Here is an 18,543-nt window from a genome sequence, read left to right as displayed (position 1 = left end):
ATGGCACGAATATTCTTATTGTAACGCATTTACGCCAGATCAGAAAGTATATGTTGTAATTTACATGATGAATTGCGAATTTAAGAAGCAACAAGCTTCATCATAAGGATGCCAACCATCGCTATCGCTAAGCCGGACTGTTCGAGCTTTGAGAATTTGTCCTTCAAAATAAATCGCGTATACAACAAGACGATCAGCACATTCAGGGCAACTACGGCAGAAACCAGACCCGTAATGCCATTTGCAAAACCATGAATAATAAGAATCATTCCCATGACATTCGTAATGCCAACCGCCATACCAAATAGGAACGTCTTTTGTTCTGTCCACGAGCTTCTTGCTGAAGATTGTTCATCACCTTGCTTCTTATCCCGCCACCACCAGATGCCAAAGCAAATCGTGCCTGTCGTAAACATAAAGAACAAGGTCGGAAATAACGACGCGTGTACAAGTGTTGTCCATTTACTGGACAAGTCATTGGCCGCAAATAAAAGGAGAGCAATCACGCCCCATCCCGCGCCTTGAAGGTTTTTCAACGTAATATCATTGGAATACCTGACGAATAAAATACCTATCACAATAACGACAAAAGCAAACAGCTGAAGCAAGTTCAGCCGTTCACCCCATAGTACATATGCAAATAATACGACCACCACCGATGGTAAACCTGTTAAAATCGCAACTAACGAAGCTTTGCCCACTGCGAAGCCTTTGAACATGCTGGCGTTAGCTCCGAAGGAGAACAACCCCATTTGAATCCCAATCAGTGCGGTGGTTTCCCACTGTGCTTGCCAGATTAGTGCACACACAAAACTTACAATGGCCCCCATAGCAAACGTGCCGCAAAGCAAAACATTCCGATTCAGCGATTGCTGACTTGACCAATGATATAAAATGCCTCGCAGCCCAAAGCATAGTGCCGCGAGGACGGAAAATAACAGCCACATGATGTTCGTTACCTCATTCTTTCTATAAATGCTGACTTATTTCTCTGTTAAACGTACGAGTATCGCATCACCATTTGTCGAGACTTTTACTTCCGCAAATTTGGCTTTTTGTTCATACTCTCTACCCGTACCCTCTGGGATGAAGAAATTCTCGATACCGTATACGATCCCTTCGTATCCCTCTCTTTCACCATTCAACCGAATTTCCTCAGGAGAGAGCGATTCGCCTGGTTTATACTCCCTGCGGAACTCATACACTTCCGAGTTCCCACTTGGCGCAAGAACGACGGCTACTTTTCCTTTACCCGTCCGTTCTTCCAGGTTATTTTGATACATTGGCGGCAATGAAATGGTGTAACGAAGCCGTACATAGTCACCTTGAATCAATGAGCGAGGATCCAGTGGTTCCAGTTGCAACTTAATCAGCTTGCCATGACTAAGAAGATATTCGCTTTTGCCAATTTGTAAAGACATAGCCCCCACTTGCAATAAGATCAGTAAAGCAATGAGCCAACGATTTGCTCCATATACAGGAAGCGGATGCGATGCCGCGTCTTCTTCGGGTTTTTGTCTCTTTTCAAGCCACACCGTGATCCCTAGAATTAGAAGTCCGATAATCGCGAAGCTAATGGATTTATGGAGCAGCTTCCAAGCCAAATCGTAATATTTGTACACGAGGAAAGCAATCCAGAAGCCCATGGACCAAGCGTATACCCATTGAACTTGAAGCTGTCTGCTTATCACAATCGCTGCGAGAACCAACAAAAAGAACAGCACATTCGTGAAGTAGTACCAGCCCGACTCGGTCAGGAAAGTTAATGCGAACAGGGCTAACAAGAAAGCTGGAAAACTGCTATAGAGGACGGGTTCCCGGTACTCAACTTGACGTATGAGTTGCCCGCTGGCAAAAAGCAAGAAGAGCAAGCCAGACAATATACTCAGCACAGTAACTCCACTGTTGATCCAGTCAAACAAGACAAAAGCTACAATAATAATGGATGCCGCGAAGAACAGAATCCGTGTAACCAATCCTTCAAGATAAGCAAATGCAATCAGTGTTAAAGCTAAAAAAATGAGCAGCATCGAGGATTGCTCTGTCACAATGGCCGCACCAGCACCGAGCATAAGTCCACTCAACAGAATGGTAAAACGGGCCAGCACATTGAATTTTTTCGCAGCTAGCATACCAATTACAGCCACGAACCCATATCCAATCAGAATATTGGCAGGATCGTCAAACCCAAGAACAACCGTTACGAGTCCAATCAACGTAAAGCAACCTAGCAACGAGCCGATGATAATGAGGGAAACCGTCAGCACGCGAACGACCCACTTACTGAAATCTCCATCGCTTTTGGCAGCCGAATCGACTTCCACTTCGCTTCCTGTTTCTATTCCCTTAGAAGCAGGCTTCCAGGCGCGCACATAGTTCATAAACATCACATTCGCACCGATAAACACAATGACGAAAAGCAAGCTCACTATGAAGAAAAGTTCATTGTGGTACTCAATAATCAGTTCAATGTACTTCGTGGTGATCGCGGCTGAAATCCACAAACCAGCGAACAGCAGATACACTTTATTCTGTGTCCGATGCGCATACATGACAGCTGCAGCCAATACCGCAATGAGCGGCAGGTTCATCCAAATGCCATAGTTCTCGAACGTGTGGGATACGGACATGATAATGAATATACATATTGTTGCTTGAAAGGTCACCCATTTGAGAAATGGTGCATGTATTCGGCCCTTCTCAAACAAGATGAACAAGAACCCGTTCATAATCGCTAGCCCTAACCAGATAAGGAGTGTAGCTCCCTCGGCTTCGAAATAACTGCCCCATTTGGGAAAGAAGAACAAACCATAAGCAAGGTGGCCAAGGATATAGCTCAACACATAGTAAGGCTGCCACCTTGTTAAGATCGCGTACAGCAGCGCTGGCACAAACCACACGAGAAACAAACTATAGCTGTCTGCATGCGAATTGTAGGTCTGACCGATCAACCCAACCCCAACACCGAAGGATATACAACTGGCAAATAGACTTAATTTACTTAAAAACTCTCTTCCGACATGGCGTGAAAGCCACACGGATAATCCATAGAACCCCACTATGAGTACAAATATCGGAATAAACTTCTCGAATCGGTTTAACATCGCCCAGTTCGAAGCAAAGAAGTAACCGATCGCAGTTAAAAGAGCACTAGCCCCCAATATATATCCCAATTGGATCATGACTTTATTGGTTTTCATGCTGTTCATCTCCTCTCTTCCATACTTCTAATTGTACAGGAGATCACTGATTTGAGAAGTACTATCTATTCCTAGTACCTGATCATTAGCCTATGGATGAAATGCGGCCTTCTGTTTCGTTCCCCTTCGTTTGCGTTCCTTGTGAATGCTGAACCAATTGCTCATAAAAGCCTTGAAAAGCAAGCAGCTCCGTATGTGTACCTTCTTCAACAATTTCCCCATGACTCATCACAATAATACGGTCAGCGTGCATAATCGTAGAGATCCGGTGAGCAATGACTATCGTCGTTCTTCCTTCAGCAACAATATGCAATGCGGTTTGAATGAGTTGCTCGGTTTGTGAATCCAGATTAGCTGTAGCCTCATCTAAGATAAGTACTTTAGGCTGGAATACGATGATACGGGCAAAAGAAATCAATTGCCGTTCCCCAGCGGACAAACCGCTGCCTCGCTCTGAGATCCGTGTTTCATACCCATCCTTCATCCGGGAAATGAGTGCGTCTGCACCGACTAACTTACAGGCTTCTATAACCGTTTCTGGCAAAATCGTAGGGTCGAACATTCTTACATTTTCCAAAATGCTCCCAGCATATAAATAAGGCTCTTGTTGGACCAAGCCAATCGTTCGATGGAGATCCTTCTGTGAAATGTCTCGAATATCCACACCATCAATCCGGATGCTACCTCCTTGAACATCATAGAAGCGGCAAAGCAGGCTAATGAGAGAGCTTTTACCTGCACCCGTGGTACCAACAATACCAATCATCTCGCCTGGCGCGATGTGCAACTGAAGATCTTCTATGACAGCTGTGTCTTTCTGATAACCGAAGTGTACATGATCAAAATGGATATCACCTTTCACATCGTCCAGCGGGACCAGCTCTGAAGCCTCTTTGTCTTTCACTTCAGGCTGCGCCGCAAAAATGTTCCATATCCGAGTCATGGACACTTGCGTGGATTGTAAGGTATTCCATTGCTGCGTAATATTATTGATCGGCTGAAAGAATTGCCTAATATACGTAATAAAGGCGTAGAGCACCCCAAATTCAACCGCTTTGTCGAAGACGGCAATACCGCCAATCCAAGTAATAAAGGCAATCGATAAATTGCCTAAAATGTCAAAAGATCGGTTGAATAACACATTCGTTCGAACCTCTCTCAGATTCGCTCGGAAATAGCTAGTATTCTTATCCATGAAGCGACTCATCTGTTCTTTCTCTTGATGGAACGCTTGAATCAGGTGCATGCCTGATAAATTCTCCGCTGTGAAAGCAACCATTTGAGACAATCTCGAACGTGAAAGTTGATAGGTTTTGCGCATGTATTCACGGAAGCCCACCGCGATAAGCAGGATGATGGGAATCACAATCATACTGTACAGCGTCAGTGTCGGATCCAAATGGTACATAAGAACAACGATGAAAATTAATGTCATACTATCACGTACTAAGCTTAGAAGCACTTGCGTAAAGAACTGGTTCAAAGTTTCCGTATCGCTAGAAACGTGAGTGATGAGGCTGCCGCTTGGCGTTTTATCATAATAAGACATGGATTGCTTGAAAATATGTTGAAAGAGATCCTTGCGGATTTTAGCTACAATGCTTTGACCTGCGAACTGCAGCAAATTATTTTGTATGTAGCTGAAGAACATACTTGAGATGGATAACCCCCCGTACATCACACAAATCATAATCAGGGCACTGAAGTCATTTTTACCGATCATCAAATTATCATCAATCGCAATTTTGACCAAATAAGGTTGAAATAAATCTGCCGCGATACCTAGGAGCGCACACACAATGACTATAGCAAATGTGAACTTATGCGGTTTGGCGTACTTGGCTAACGCGCGAAAGGAGGCTTGCGTTTGCTTAGGCTCTAGTGGAGGTTTCGTCTGTTTGAACATCTTCGTTGCCCCCTTCCTGTATCGCATATAGCTCTGCATACAAGCCTTCTTGCATAAGCAGCTGATCATGCGTGCCACGTTGCACAATTCTTCCTTCATGCAGCACAATGATTTCATCGGTATGTTTCAGTGCCGAGATACGGTGTGCAATCCAGATGGTCGTTTTATTCGACCGCTCCTGTCTGATCGCATCAATAATGTGCTTCTCTGTCACGGAATCTACCGCACTTACGCTGTCATCTAGAATCATCAAAGGTGAATCCTTAATAATCCCTCTTGCTAAGCTCGTTCGTTGGCGCTGACCACCTGATAAAGTGACCCCACGCTCACCGAGCTTCGTCTCAAATTTCTCTGGGAATGATACAATACTGGATAAAATCTGCGCCTTATTGGCGGCATGTTCCACTTGTTCGATCGACGATTCCCTTTTGAAAAAGGCAATATTATCCCGAATCGATGTGCTGAACAGAAATCCCTCCTGCGGCACGTAAGCGATTTGATTGCGCAAGCTTTCAAGCGTCACATCACGGATATCACAATCGCCAATCCACACGGTCCCTTCCGGCGGATCATAGATACGCAGCATGATTTTCATCAAGGTGGACTTCCCGCTTCCCGTTTTACCAATAATACCAATCGATTTGCCTGGTTCAATCGTCAGTGAGATATCGTGCAGCACTTCATCCTCATCATCTGGATAAGAGAAGGACAAATGTTCAATACGAATCTCTTCCTGCTCGAGATGGGTAGGCTGGGCAAGCTCCGTCTGTTTGATTTCCGATTCCATCGTTAACAGTTCATTCACCCGCTCCAAGGATGCTCGTGAACGCTGCAAGGCATTAATCACACGTCCGATTTGCTGCAAGGGATTGACCATCATCCGAATGTACAGCGTTAATTCAACGAAATTACCGATTGTAATCCTATCGTGAATGGTCAAATAGCCCCCGAAAGCAATCGCAACAATTAGCGATACCGCACCCAGAAACGGAATGATGGCTTCAAACAAAGAAGAAAGCCGCACTAATCGTAATTGATTGTCTCGAATGCGATCAACGGTTTCACTGAATCGGCCGATCATAATCGGTTCCACAGCAAATTTCTTAGCTACCCGAATGCCGCCGAATTGCTCTTCTGCCGACTCCGTCATCGATCCTAATGCTTCTTGAACCGCTAAGGACCGTTCCTTAATAATGGGTTGAAATTTAACAGATAAAATAGGAATAAGTACTAATGGTATGATACTGATTAGGATGACATACAACGGAATGGAACTAAATAGCATCGAAAAAATAGCGGCAGTGATTAAAATAATGGAGTTTACAACTTGGTTGATGCCCATCGAGATCGATTCTCGAATAACCGTGACATCATTCATTACATAACTCAGCAGCTTGCCAACGCCATTCTTCGAATAAAATGTAGCTCCCAAATGGGTGAAATGGTCAAACAAGCGATTTCTCGTTTCGAATTCGAAGCGACGCCCATTCCGCATGATCATGTATTGCCCAATCGCACATAAAACACCAAAGGTAACCCCGATGACGAGCAATTCTAGACTGTACTTCGTAATTAAGCTTTTACTGAGCCCACCCTTTTGTAGCTGATCCGTAAACATCCCCAGTAATTTGGGGTAGAACGAGTACACAATATTCCCTACCGTAATAGAGAGTGCGGCAATGACATACAACGGCCATTTCCTTAATAAGAAATCAACTAATAACCGTGTAGGTTTCAAACGACATCACTTCCCATATCATTTTTGACTGTCTTGTAAGGCTTTGCCCATGTATTATAAACGTCCGATCCTATGCAATTCACAGTATACGCCTATTCAGTTGCACTTCCTATATCAAAAATTGACGTTATAATAAGAGAAGTCGTCATAAATTTACATTCAACCGAAGGAGGCGCAGGATCATGGACTTTATTTTAGATCGTATTGAAAATAAAATTGAATTTTTTCAAGCCTACGACATGAAAACACTCGAAAAGAAAATTAATGACCAAATTGACAATAACAAAGCGCTCATGCTGGATGTTTATGCCATTCAGCATCACATTGTGTTCGACCCGAATGCAGGTAAAATGCTGTACAGTGCTGTTATTCACTTCAAAGTGAAATAAGATGACGATTAAGCGAAGCATTATGGAGTCGCCGGGCCACCTCTATTTCCTTCCTGAATTGCCCTTTTATGTGAATCGTGTACATGAAACTTTTGATCTACAGCAGCATACGCATGATTTCATCGAAATTAGTTATGTCGCCGAAGGAAGCGGTTCCCATTATATTGACAATGTCAGTATGCAAGTAACCAAAGGAGACCTCTTCTTTTTGCCAGTTGGCATTTCTCATGTGTTCCGACCTTCCTCAACGAATCAAAAAAAACCGCTCATCGTATATAACTTTATCTTCACACAAGCTTGGATGAACCAATTGCTTCAGCATGCTGCAGCAATGGGAGATCCCGATATGCAGCTTTTTTTTCAAAAAGCAACGGAAACGAATGATGAAGTAGAATTTCTTTCTTTTCATGAACAGAACGGTGAATTCCAATCTCTATTTGAGCGATTACATTTCGAGTATAATGCTCGCCGCGCAGGTTTTATCACCGTTATGCAAGCATCTGTGCAGCAATTGCTCGTATATATGCATCGTGAGAAGCTGGATCAGCATCCACAGGTTCCTCAAGCCAATATGAAAAGCATCGAGCATATCTTGGCTTATATTCGGACAAATTGCAGCCATCCGATCACCTTAGTTGAAGCAGCGGCCAAGCTATCTCTGAGTGAACGCCAGCTCCAACGTCAGCTGAAAAAGCTCACAGGTATGACCTTCACCACATATGTTCAGCATGCGCGATTGGAAGCTTGCTGTCAGTATTTACGCGAGTCATCAGACAAAATTAGTGATATAGCCGCACTTGTCGGTTATCAAGACATGAAATTCTTCAATCAGCTGTTCAAAAAAATGATCGGCGTCACACCGACCCAATATCGCCAGCAGCAAGCTGAGCGCAAAAAACCACTCGCATCAATTTGAATGGGAGTGGTTTTTTTATTTGTTAAAGATCCATCATGAATCGGAAAGTCAAATCATTAAAACCTGGCAATCCTTCGTGCCCAAAATCTGGGAATATTTCCAGCTTTTTATTCGCCGTGATTTTATTATACGCTGCAAATTGGGTAGACGGCGGGCATACCGTGTCCATGAGACCTACGGCCATCATCACATCGCCCTGAATCCGATTCGCTAAGTTTTGGATATCGATATATCCCAATTTCGTAAAATATTCTTCCTCGCGCTTATGCTGCGGGTCATGACGACGGAAGAAATCTTTCAATTCTAGGTAGGCATCCTTTGCCAAATCCATTTCCCATACGCGTTTGTAATCACTGAGGAATGGGTAGACGGGTGCCAATTTCTTGATCCGTGGTTCCAGCGCCGCACAGGCAATCGTCAATGCCCCGCCTTGTGAGCCTCCCATCGCACCTACACGTGTCGCGTCAACTTCAGGCATGTTCATGGCAATCCCTGCAAGCTGTGCGGTATCCAAGAAAATATCACGGAATAAGAGCTGATCTGGATGATCATCTAAACCACGAACAATGTGTCCGCGTAAAGTTGTCCCTTTGGTTCCGCCAACATCTTCAGAGAATCCACCTTGACCACGACAATCCATGGAGAAGAACGAATACCCAAGAGCTGCGTAAGACAACTTATCATTCCAGTCTCCAGAATTACCTGAATATCCATGAAACTGAACAATCGCTGGATGAGGTTCAGTCACGTTCTTCGGGCGAATGTACTTCGCGTAAATACGAGCACCTTTCACACCTGTGAAATACAGATCAAAGCAGTCCGCATACGGCACTTGAAAATCACTTGGGCGAAGTTCAATTTGGGGATCTACAGCTTTCATTTCAGCGATGGCACGTTCCCAGTATGCATCAAAGTCATCGGGTCTTGGATTTCGCCCTTCGTACGTGAGCAACTTTTCTAATGGATAATCAACTGCTGGCATGTGAACATCCTCTTTTCTATCCTATGTATGAATTTAAGCGACCGTGTAGGAAGTGAAATCTACTGCTTCACCATTTACAAGTGAAGTAATTTCCTTCGTTGGATCGCCGCTTACTAACAACGTATCATTCGTTAAAGACGTATATGAAAGGATATTATTTTCACCAAAGTGAGGTTGCTTAGCTAGCATGAGATCGGCAAAATGGTGAACATCGCGAATGCCGTGGGACTCCGCTTCTGCCAGATCGATACATTCGACGACGACTGCATTCTTTCTCCCCTGGCTAGTTACAAAGCAGCGATCCTCAAGAATCTCACGCTTATACGGTTGCTGAATAAATACGGCCAAGTAAACATTAGCAAACCGACCAAATAGTCCAGTTGGTGACTCCACCCACTCACCAAGCGGTAAGCACCCTTTGATATAGCCCGGTTGGTTCTCTGGTATGTCATAAGTCGCCATAATTACATGCCTATGAAAAAGCACTTCTGTGTATTCGCTCTGATGGCGTAAATCTCCTTCTGGCTTCTCCAAATCCGGATGGAAAAAATAAGCATGATTCACACCTTCCAAATGATCGAGCGGGAAAGCAACGTCCCAGCGGTGCTGCTCGTTATCAAATTCACGGATTCGCTCCCACATACCACCGATTGCATAATTTTCTGTGATATATACATAGCTGTGAAGATGATCCTGCTCATGCTCCGCTTGTCCAATTTGTTTGGGAACTTGTCGTTTAATTTCTACAGGAGTTGACCTACGCTGCAGAGCAGTTTCAAGGCAATGTGTTGGTGCTTCATACACAAGGAAACCTGCATATTCCGTTCTTGGCATCGGCGCTGGCAGCTTGAAATCTCCGAATTGTACGTAATCGTGCAACACATTCGTATCTCTCGGCATATCATGCGGCCAAATCCGAGCATGCGGACCTACCCATGCGCCACCTAAGTAGTACGTCGCACGTTCATTCCATAAGTAGTCCAACATCTGAGCTAAATCACTGCGAATTTCTTCATCTTGCGTCAACTGCCACGCACAGGTAAAAGCCTGCACCCAGTGCCAGAACCATGGCAGTCCTCCGTACTCCGTCATCCCTTTGGATGTTACGCGTTCGAGCGTAATACGCAAGCTTTCGTGCCCATCCTTGATGAGATCGGCATCCCCGTACCGTTGTCCCAAAATTAGCTTAGCAGCAGTATATTTTGCTTCATGATGGCCGTAATTTGTAACCGCTTTCCGGTAAAAGTTACTTTGATATATATGGCGAAGCGTATTATCAAAAGCGGTACGGAGAGCCTCACTCAGTTGCCCCTGATAGCGCTGGGCAAAGTAAACCATCAAGCTCCCCATTAACTCGACAGGTAATGTATTCTTGGACGCCTCTTGAGGCGTTGGTCTCAGATTAAGCGGCCAATGACCGTAGGTGCTGCTAGCAGGATCCTGATCTTGAATTCCTAGTAAGTTCAGGAACACGCGCTCTGCTTTGTCCTTTGCCTCTTTGCGATTACCTTCGAAAGGAATTGCTGCATCCACGGAAGCGGCAAATAAATAGGAGGCATAATAGAAATTATCCCGAACGTCTCCTTCGAAAAGAAAGCCATTGCTCAAAATAGGCTGTATATAAGCAGCGGCTGCAATGCTGGCAATGATTTCTACTTGTCGTTGCTGTATCGTCGTCAAATTGTCATCTCCTATTGAAAAGCTCATAAGGCTTTTTGTTTCATAGCAAATCATTAATCTTGTTGAAACGTTTCACTTTTATCATTTTATAGTCTAATACATATAGCGTCAATGTGAAGTTACCGGGTTGGATTTACCCATATCGAGATGCTTAATGGGAACCAAAAAAACCTCCACAAACTCGTGGAGGCCCTTCATCTCTTTTTTTACTGAATCAATGAATAGATATCGGTATACGTATATCCGTGTGCTTCTGCTACAGCTTGATACGTAACATGTCCCTCTGCAACGTTGATCCCCTTAGCAATCGCCTTGTTGTCGAGCGCTGCACGCACGAAGCCTTTGCTGGCGATTTGAAGTCCGTACGTCGTTGTGACATTGGTCAACGCCAAGGTAGAAGTGCGCGCCACTGCTCCTGGCATGTTCGCAACGGCATAATGGATAACACCATGCTTTACATAGGTTGGTTGATCATGTGTAGTAATACGGTCAATCGTCTCGATGGAACCCCCTTGATCAATGGCAACGTCAATAATTACGCTGCCTGGGCTCATCGTTTTCACCATATCCTCCGTCACTAGACGCGGAGCACGAGCACCAGGGATTAGTACCGCACCGACTACCAAATCCGCTTTACGCACAACCTCTGCAATGTTATACGGGTTGGACATGATCGTTTTGACACGTCCCTGAAATTGATCATCCAATTGACGCAGGCGATCCGCATTCAAATCAATGATGGTCACGTCTGCACCAAGCCCTATAGCCATTTTGGCTGCATTGGCACCGACAATCCCGCCGCCAATAACGGCTACTTTCCCCGGTTCAACGCCCGGGACACCCCCTAGCAGGATGCCTTTGCCGCCATGCGCTTTCTCCAAAAAATGCGCACCAATCTGCACGGCCATGCGTCCAGCCACTTCGCTCATCGGCGTTAACAACGGTAAACTGCCATTGTCGAGTTGGATCGTTTCGTAGGCGATGGCTGTTACTTTTTTGCTGACCAACGCATGTGTTAATTCCGCCTCAGGAGCCAGATGTAGATACGTGTACAAAATCAAGCCTTCATGAAAATACCCGTACTCCTCAGGGAGCGGCTCTTTCACTTTGACTACCATATCAGAGGACCATACTTCTGCTGCTGTTGCAACAATCGTTGCTCCTGCTGCCATATAATCTTCATCCGCAAATCCAATGCTGTGCCCAGCTGATGTTTCTACCCGTACTTCGTGACCTGCTTTGATGTATGATAGCACCGAGCTCGGTGTCATGCCTACACGAAACTCATTATTTTTAATCTCTCTAGGAACGCCAATATTCATGCCCCATCAACCTCTCTTGAGGACCCCCTAACACAAGGATCGCTCTCTACTTGACTCCAAGTATAAGAGAGAAGCGGCTCCGTTCCATTAGACATTTTGTCAAAAAATAAACAGCTTTTTTTTCACAATTTCTTCTCTGGATGCAGTAGTTGATAGGCACGGATGGCTACTTGCAGCGCTAATCTTTTCTCCGAATTCATATAATCTGCGCCTAGCAGCTCTTCAATTTTGTCCAAGCGGTAGTAGAGGGATTGTCTCACGATAAAAAGCTGCTGCGCAGCGATTTGCTTTGAACCATCATGGTCGAGATACACTTTAAGGGTTCGCAGCAGCTCACTGCCTTTTTGACTATCATGCTCAAGAATTGGACCGAGGTAGGAGCGAATAAATGATGCGAGAATCTCCTTGTCCGCAATATGAAATAACAACTCAAATACACCCAGTTCATCATAAAACATCACGTTTTTCTGCTGAAGTGTGACCGTTAAAGATAAGGCTTGAAGCGCCTGTTGATAGCTGCGATGCGCTTGTAGGAACTTTTGATTCGGCAGGCCAATCCCGATTTTCAATTGAATTCCCTCATTCTCTTTCATCCCTCTAATCAACTCACACACATGCTTCAAACGCTCCTTAGCCGCCTTCTGGGGTGCCTTATCGAACGCGACAACGACGAGTCTATTGTGTTTCAAGGTGATTAAGGGGTGAAATAGCTGACCCTCAAAAATCGATCGTGCGGCTAGCGACAAGTGCAATCCCGCAGATTCGATGCCCTCATCTTCTGTGGCTCCACCATCCTCATGCTCCTGGTCAAATTCGATCAAAATCACCCGATAGGTGAATGCGTTCAACCGCCTAAACTCAGCGCCAATCAGCCCCTTAATCTGCTCCTCATCATGAATGCGCATGTGCAATAAATCGTCGACCCATAGCGTTTGGGAGTACAATTTCCGCTCTTCCATATACCTTTTGCGCAACAAATCCTGCGCGATGGACAGGGATGCGGAGTCCAAAATTAAATACTCGTACTCCTGTGGCTTTCGATCTAGCACGAGCAGAATGTGTGCCCAGGTTTTACCCATAGCGCCTACAGGTTGCACAATGACCGTGCGTCCTTCCACTTCTTCATGAAACGGGCCCACATTGGGACCATCATTTCCACTTTCTATGCTGCGTCTTGCAAGAAAGGCCAGCCATTGGGCGGACTCCTTTTTCCCAAGCGGCGGCGTAAACTTTGGCGGGACATCCACAGGGGCATAAATGACCTGTCCTTTGGTACTGCTTTGCAGTAAAGCTAATACATGCGTGACACCTTGCGAAGTTAAGGTCATCCGGTGAAACTCACGCGAGATTTTCTCCAAATCCTGAAGCACCTTATGTTGTTGATTAATAATATGAGCATGAATATCTTGCGTGATCGTAATAAATCGAACCGCCTCTGAGAAGATAATAAGCGGGAAATCGTGTGCCTCTGCTGCATCCATCCAAGCTTGTGGCACTGAACTTATATAATGTCCCATCTCGATGCAGAGACAGGTTACATTTCTATGGATTAATTGGTTTAAATAGGTCATGAATAAATCGGTATCGTTCTTGAAAGCCGCACCTGTGGTAAGAATCATCTCACCACCTTGCAGCAGCTGTTCAAACTGTATCACTTCTATAATGTGAACCCAACGAACTAATCGGCCTAAGCCTTTTGCGCCAGCCGCGATGTAAGCATGTTGAAAAGAAGGCCGTTCCAGTACCTCTTCGACGGTTAATTGATAATGTTGATGCATCCAAACTCACTTCTCTCTACGCAATCTACGATTTAAAATGAAAGTTATCCACAACATTTGCCAAAGAGTATTTGTGGATATCAGAATGATGTTCTTACAAGGAAGGTTTCATTTTAAGTGTACACGAAAATTAGATGGGTTCCAAAGTCATCGCAAATAAAAACACCGCCAGCTCAGACAAAATGAGCAAGCGGCGTATATTTCACGCGTACGATAGATCTATGACGATTCCAGCGAATTTCTAATTTGAAGTACATCTTCGTTCGTCTGACGAACCAATTGGGTGAACTCCTCATAGGGTTCATCAGCAAGATCGAGCAGCCCGTAGTTCCCAATCAAGCCTTGGGGATTGCCATAGTCGTACATGGCGAACCAATGTGTTCCCACAACAAAAGGCATGCGAGCAGCACCTTCCACAAAGTTGCGATACGTTTCGCCTCTGCGAGATTGGGACCGTACTAGGACATTCCGAGCACCGTTGGTATTCATCAAAAATCCTGCTTCCGCGCCTGCACAGAAGCTGAATTCCGTTATCATGATTGGCAAGCCTGTGCGCTCATGAATATAACTCATCCACCGTTCAGGCAGGTCGAAACTGTAAAAGTTCAGCGTAATCACATCTGCGTAGTCTTTCATGACATCAAAAACAACCTCTGGTGTGCTTGTACCCACCATCCTGTCCCCTAGGTTAAGCCTGCTTGGATCATATCGCTTGAGCGCATTGGATGTCGTTGTATAATAAACCTCGGCAATCTCCCGAAGGAAAGCCAATTTATCCGCTTCCAGCGCTTCTGGATGATCCGCCCGGTAAACCGCAATATGCGCCAAGTCCTCAAAATCTGTATACTCCGATCCCCACGTCTCATTCAATCTCTCAATCGAACTGTGACGTTCTCTCAGTGTCTTGATCCAGGCCAATTTGCCATACCCACTTGCCGGCTGTTCCAAATAGTCATCGACTAGACTCGTTTCATTAGCCCCATTGCCTGGGTCATTGTTGCCCCATTTGCCGCCATGTCCCCACCAGTGAATTTCATTATCGGTATAATAACCAATAACACCTGGATCGTTCAATAGTGCTTCCCCGCGGCCGCTCATAAAGCAATCCAAGCATGCGCGTTCCACGGAGGCATGAAATTTGGGGTCGAATACGTCAGGGAATCCCGTTCCCCAATCTGTGTTCACCTTTGGCGCAAACCTGGACATACGGATTTCAACTGTTTTCGGCTTGCCGTTTCCCCAATAATAAGGTTCATGCCAAGCCCCCAGTGTATTGAATCCGAACTGCTCCACCTGGCTCAGCTTTTCCTTGGCCCATTCGGGAAACCATTCTCGATTCCCGCCGTATTTTTGTACCAGATTTGTTTTCAACCAATGAGCCTGATCCACGATCTGATTATGCACACCATTCACACCAAGGGAATAAAAAGGTTGATCTTGCGGCGTTATGAACGACCAGTTCCCGTTTTTTTGCGCTACTTGATAAAAATTACCCATGATACCCCTCCTTAGATTATATTCCGTGTCATTCATGAATCAAGCCGTCCCGCCTTCGCAGAACAGCTTGATCTTACTTCCATGTGGTCTATGACCTTGTCATCATGGCAAAAGACCTATTCCCTGGTACGGCGATGTCGCATCCAGTCTGAAATCCTCCTTCATCGGTGTTTGAAGACTCCATGTGCTAGGATTTGTAGCGGGATTCTTTCCTGTATGGGTTCCCACTTCGATATTTTTGTACAAATTCCCTGTCGGGAAGTCGTACACATAATCCCCATCCTTAAAATAAATCGGGACTGCATATAAATCCGAGTAATCATCCCATCTTTCTATCAAGCTCCAATCAAACGTAGAGGAAAATGGCGTTACATCCTTGAATATTACCGGAGCCAAGTTGGCTACGGTCGTGTTACCTGATGCGGAAATGTTTCCTACAGTCCCATTGTTTCCTGCAATGCTGTCAATGAACACTTGCCCGCCATCTCGGGTATTGTTCGTGAAAACCATCGGATTGTGCGTATTGTCCGATACATAGAACATTTTGTTCGAATTCACATGTCCGCCAGGAAGTTCATCGTACTGGAAATGGATTTGTCGAATGACATTATTTTCAAACCTGAATTTTGTAGCATAATTGGAAGCTGTATCATGAATATAGGCAAGAATATCCCGGCTATGGGAGAAGTAATTGTCATGCATCAACACTTCATCCATAGGATTTGGCGTTTCACCCGGAGCCGCAGATAATCTTACCGAGAACAAGCTGCTGGCACCACCAATAAACACGTTGTTATAGATCTCTGCGCTTCCGGTTCGTTGACTATATTGGAATACGCCGTCTTGCCAAAGCTGAAAAGGATTTTTCCAATCTAAGGAGTTCATGACGACTACATTGTTATGAACCTTAATCCCATCTCCCATATTGGATAACTGAATACCCTCCGTACCTGACCTCAGCACCCGATTATTATAGATTTCCAAATTGGTGAAAATATGCTGCTTACTGAGATCACTGCTCGTATTGCCGATGTACATTCCTTCTGATTCCGAATCATGGATGTACATATCATGGATTTTTACGCCATCCATCGTAGCCGTAGCCACACCATCTGTTTTAATCAGCAAGCCAGCAAAACCAGCATGGGCGACCTCGATGTGCGAGAGCTCAAAATTCGTCGCATTCTTACTGACACTGATGCCATTAGAAGTATTGCGGCCGACTTCTATACCATATAGGCCTGTTGAGGAAGTCGCATAGTTCCCATTGAGATGTCCCTGGAAATTGACGTGCCCTGTTTTTAACGCACTGTCATATTTACCAGTCAAAATCCAGTTCTTACCCCCTTCGATGGAAAGGGTATACGAATACGTACCGCTAATTTTCACCTGCCCGCCATAGTTCGTGATCATTAGGGGATTGCTTGCGGTTCTTTGCGGAAGATTGCCTAATTTCACATATTGATAGTTCCCAGCAGGTATATAAAGCCGCTCTAGCGTCTGCCAGTTGACAGTCGGAAAGGCACTCTGTAAGTCAATGTAATAGATGGAGGAAGCCCCTTGAACAGGTAAAATGAATTGGCTGTATTGGGAAATAGCTAACTCTATCTTTCCGAATACACCTGATCCATCCTGTGCGGTTGCCTTCACGGTTACAGTGCCATCCGATACAGCTGTCACCAAGCCCGTTGAATTTATTGTAGCGCTTCCAGTTCCGTTCGTAACGGACCAAGTTACATTTTTATTCGTCGCATTAAAAGGCTGCACAGCAGCTGACATCTGCAGTGTACTGCCAGTTAAAATGCTGGTAGCTCCACCTGCCCCTGTTAATGTAATGCCGCTTACAGGACGATTAAGTGCGTCTTGGATGCCGTTTCCATTCTCGTCGATCCACCCTAAGATCGTGTATTCACTAGCTCTATTAGTCATCGTAAGTGGCGAACGGGCCAACAAGTACCTCGCTTTTGGTGCAATAGGATTGCTGATAACATCATTATCTTTTATCCATGGGGTTGTTGTTCCGGTGGAAAGGTTTAGTGCGCTATTGAAGTTGATTTGCGTTTCCGTGAAACCGCTGTCATTAATAGTGTCAATATCATCATCCCACCAAAGAGACGCGTAGGGCGTCTGATTACCTGAGCTTGAAGCTCTGTACTTCGTCCACGTTGAAGTTATTCTTACCTTGTTCCAGTCCACGCCAAAATCAATATAACCAACCCTGTCGGCATAGGCCGGCGCATCAACGACTGAAACACCTCCCGTAGGCTCTCCGGTTAACGGATCGAGATTTGGTTGTCCGTCAAAGGCATTGTTCATAGGAAAAAACTGACTGCCACTCGCTTGCCCGGCCACTGCTGGGGGGATAACTCTAATGGCCTCATCGACGAGATAGCCCACAATGGCATATTCACTTGCACGATTGGTCATGTTGATGGGAGAGCGGAGCATGAGATAGCGTCCCATCGGAGTAATCGGGCTAGAGCTAACGTCATTATCTCTCAGCCAAGGTGTTGTCGTCCCCGTGTTGGCTAGACCCTGTACACTGTTAAAATTAAAGTGCGTTTCGGTTAAACCACTGTCATTCGTCGTGTCGATATCATTGTCCCACCAAATTTCGGTATACGGGGTCATGTTACCGACGCTTGAAGCTCTGTACTTGGTCCAAGTCGACGTGATTCTTATATTCGACCAATTCGGGCCAAGATCCACATAACCGACTCGGCTAGTGCTATAAGCTGGCGCATTGTTCGTCCCCGGACCTCCTGTCGGGGCTCCAGTCGTATCCAGAACGATATCTGGACTGTCAAAGGCATAATCCAGTGGAAAAAATGTACTTCCCGTCGCCGCACCGGCAGCAGAAGGTTTAATAATTTGCCCTTCACCGCTTGCCATTGCAGCACTTCCAACAAGCAAAAACACAAACAACATCATGAAACCAATCAACGTGCTTGTCACCAATCTTTTCATCCACGACATACCTCCTCATCGAGATTACCATGTATACATAACCGCTTTCGCGTGTCATGTCGCGTAGATCGGGGAGACGCCCTCTTCGTAACTCTAATTGTAGGGGTCACTTGTACGTCAGACAATGAGGCTATCTCCCGATTTGCATAGTCATCGAACGGTTTTTAC

The 18,543-nt window shown here is 45.2% G+C and carries 12 protein-coding genes; 2 read left to right on the top strand and 10 right to left on the bottom strand.

Going from position 1 to position 18,543, the window contains the following annotated elements:
• Positions 1-80 precede the first annotated feature (80 nt).
• From J2736_RS02315 to J2736_RS02300, 4 genes are all read right to left on the bottom strand, one after another.
• On the bottom strand, positions 81-947 hold the full coding sequence (locus J2736_RS02315; RefSeq protein WP_310223145.1) for a DMT family transporter: 867 nt from the start codon (positions 945-947) through the stop codon (positions 81-83).
• Positions 948-983: 36 nt separating this feature from the next.
• The gene (locus J2736_RS02310) at positions 984-3,200 is read right to left on the bottom strand and encodes a GDYXXLXY domain-containing protein (protein ID WP_310223143.1); all 2,217 of its coding nucleotides are present in this window, start codon (positions 3,198-3,200) and stop codon (positions 984-986) included.
• 85 nt (positions 3,201-3,285) lie between these two features.
• Positions 3,286-5,106 (bottom strand): ABC transporter ATP-binding protein, encoded by a 1,821-nt coding sequence (locus tag J2736_RS02305; RefSeq protein ID WP_310223141.1) that lies wholly within the window; start codon positions 5,104-5,106, stop codon positions 3,286-3,288.
• The gene (locus tag J2736_RS02300) at positions 5,072-6,844 is read right to left on the bottom strand and encodes an ABC transporter ATP-binding protein (RefSeq protein ID WP_310223139.1); all 1,773 of its coding nucleotides are present in this window, start codon (positions 6,842-6,844) and stop codon (positions 5,072-5,074) included. The genes J2736_RS02305 and J2736_RS02300 overlap by 35 nt, the downstream gene beginning before the upstream one ends.
• Positions 6,845-7,026: 182 nt before the next feature.
• Here J2736_RS02300 and J2736_RS02295 point away from each other — a divergent pair, with 182 nt between their 5' ends.
• Together J2736_RS02295 and J2736_RS02290 are read left to right on the top strand one after the other, a co-directional pair.
• Positions 7,027-7,233: a YrzA family protein gene (locus J2736_RS02295; RefSeq protein ID WP_310223138.1), complete on the top strand. Its 207-nt coding sequence runs from the start codon at positions 7,027-7,029 to the stop codon at positions 7,231-7,233.
• A 1-nt stretch (position 7,234) separates the two neighbouring features.
• Positions 7,235-8,149: an AraC family transcriptional regulator gene (locus J2736_RS02290; RefSeq protein WP_310223136.1), complete on the top strand. Its 915-nt coding sequence runs from the start codon at positions 7,235-7,237 to the stop codon at positions 8,147-8,149.
• Between the two features lie 22 nt (positions 8,150-8,171).
• On the opposite strand, the gene J2736_RS02285 is transcribed toward J2736_RS02290, so the two are convergent.
• From J2736_RS02285 to J2736_RS02260, 6 genes are all read right to left on the bottom strand, one after another.
• Positions 8,172-9,131 (bottom strand): acetylxylan esterase, encoded by a 960-nt coding sequence (locus J2736_RS02285; protein WP_310223134.1) that lies wholly within the window; start codon positions 9,129-9,131, stop codon positions 8,172-8,174.
• A gap of 33 nt (positions 9,132-9,164) precedes the next feature.
• Positions 9,165-10,811: an AGE family epimerase/isomerase gene (locus J2736_RS02280; protein WP_310223132.1), complete on the bottom strand. Its 1,647-nt coding sequence runs from the start codon at positions 10,809-10,811 to the stop codon at positions 9,165-9,167.
• Positions 10,812-11,017: 206 nt separating this feature from the next.
• Complete coding sequence (gene ald, locus J2736_RS02275) at positions 11,018-12,133, bottom strand: alanine dehydrogenase (protein WP_310223130.1); 1,116 nt, start codon at positions 12,131-12,133, stop codon at positions 11,018-11,020.
• Positions 12,134-12,255: 122 nt separating this feature from the next.
• Positions 12,256-13,911 (bottom strand): PucR family transcriptional regulator, encoded by a 1,656-nt coding sequence (locus J2736_RS02270; protein WP_310223128.1) that lies wholly within the window; start codon positions 13,909-13,911, stop codon positions 12,256-12,258.
• A gap of 219 nt (positions 13,912-14,130) precedes the next feature.
• Positions 14,131-15,408 (bottom strand): hypothetical protein, encoded by a 1,278-nt coding sequence (locus tag J2736_RS02265; RefSeq protein WP_310223126.1) that lies wholly within the window; start codon positions 15,406-15,408, stop codon positions 14,131-14,133.
• A gap of 102 nt (positions 15,409-15,510) precedes the next feature.
• The gene (locus tag J2736_RS02260) at positions 15,511-18,375 is read right to left on the bottom strand and encodes an Ig-like domain-containing protein (protein ID WP_310223124.1); all 2,865 of its coding nucleotides are present in this window, start codon (positions 18,373-18,375) and stop codon (positions 15,511-15,513) included.
• Positions 18,376-18,543 lie beyond the last annotated feature (168 nt).

The sequence above is a fragment of the Paenibacillus qinlingensis genome, assembly GCF_031455095.1.
Lineage (GTDB): Bacteria > Bacillota > Bacilli > Paenibacillales > NBRC-103111 > Paenibacillus_E > Paenibacillus_E qinlingensis_A.
The sequence above is the reverse complement of the archived record's forward strand: the minus strand, read 5'-3'. Positions and strand labels throughout refer to the sequence as shown.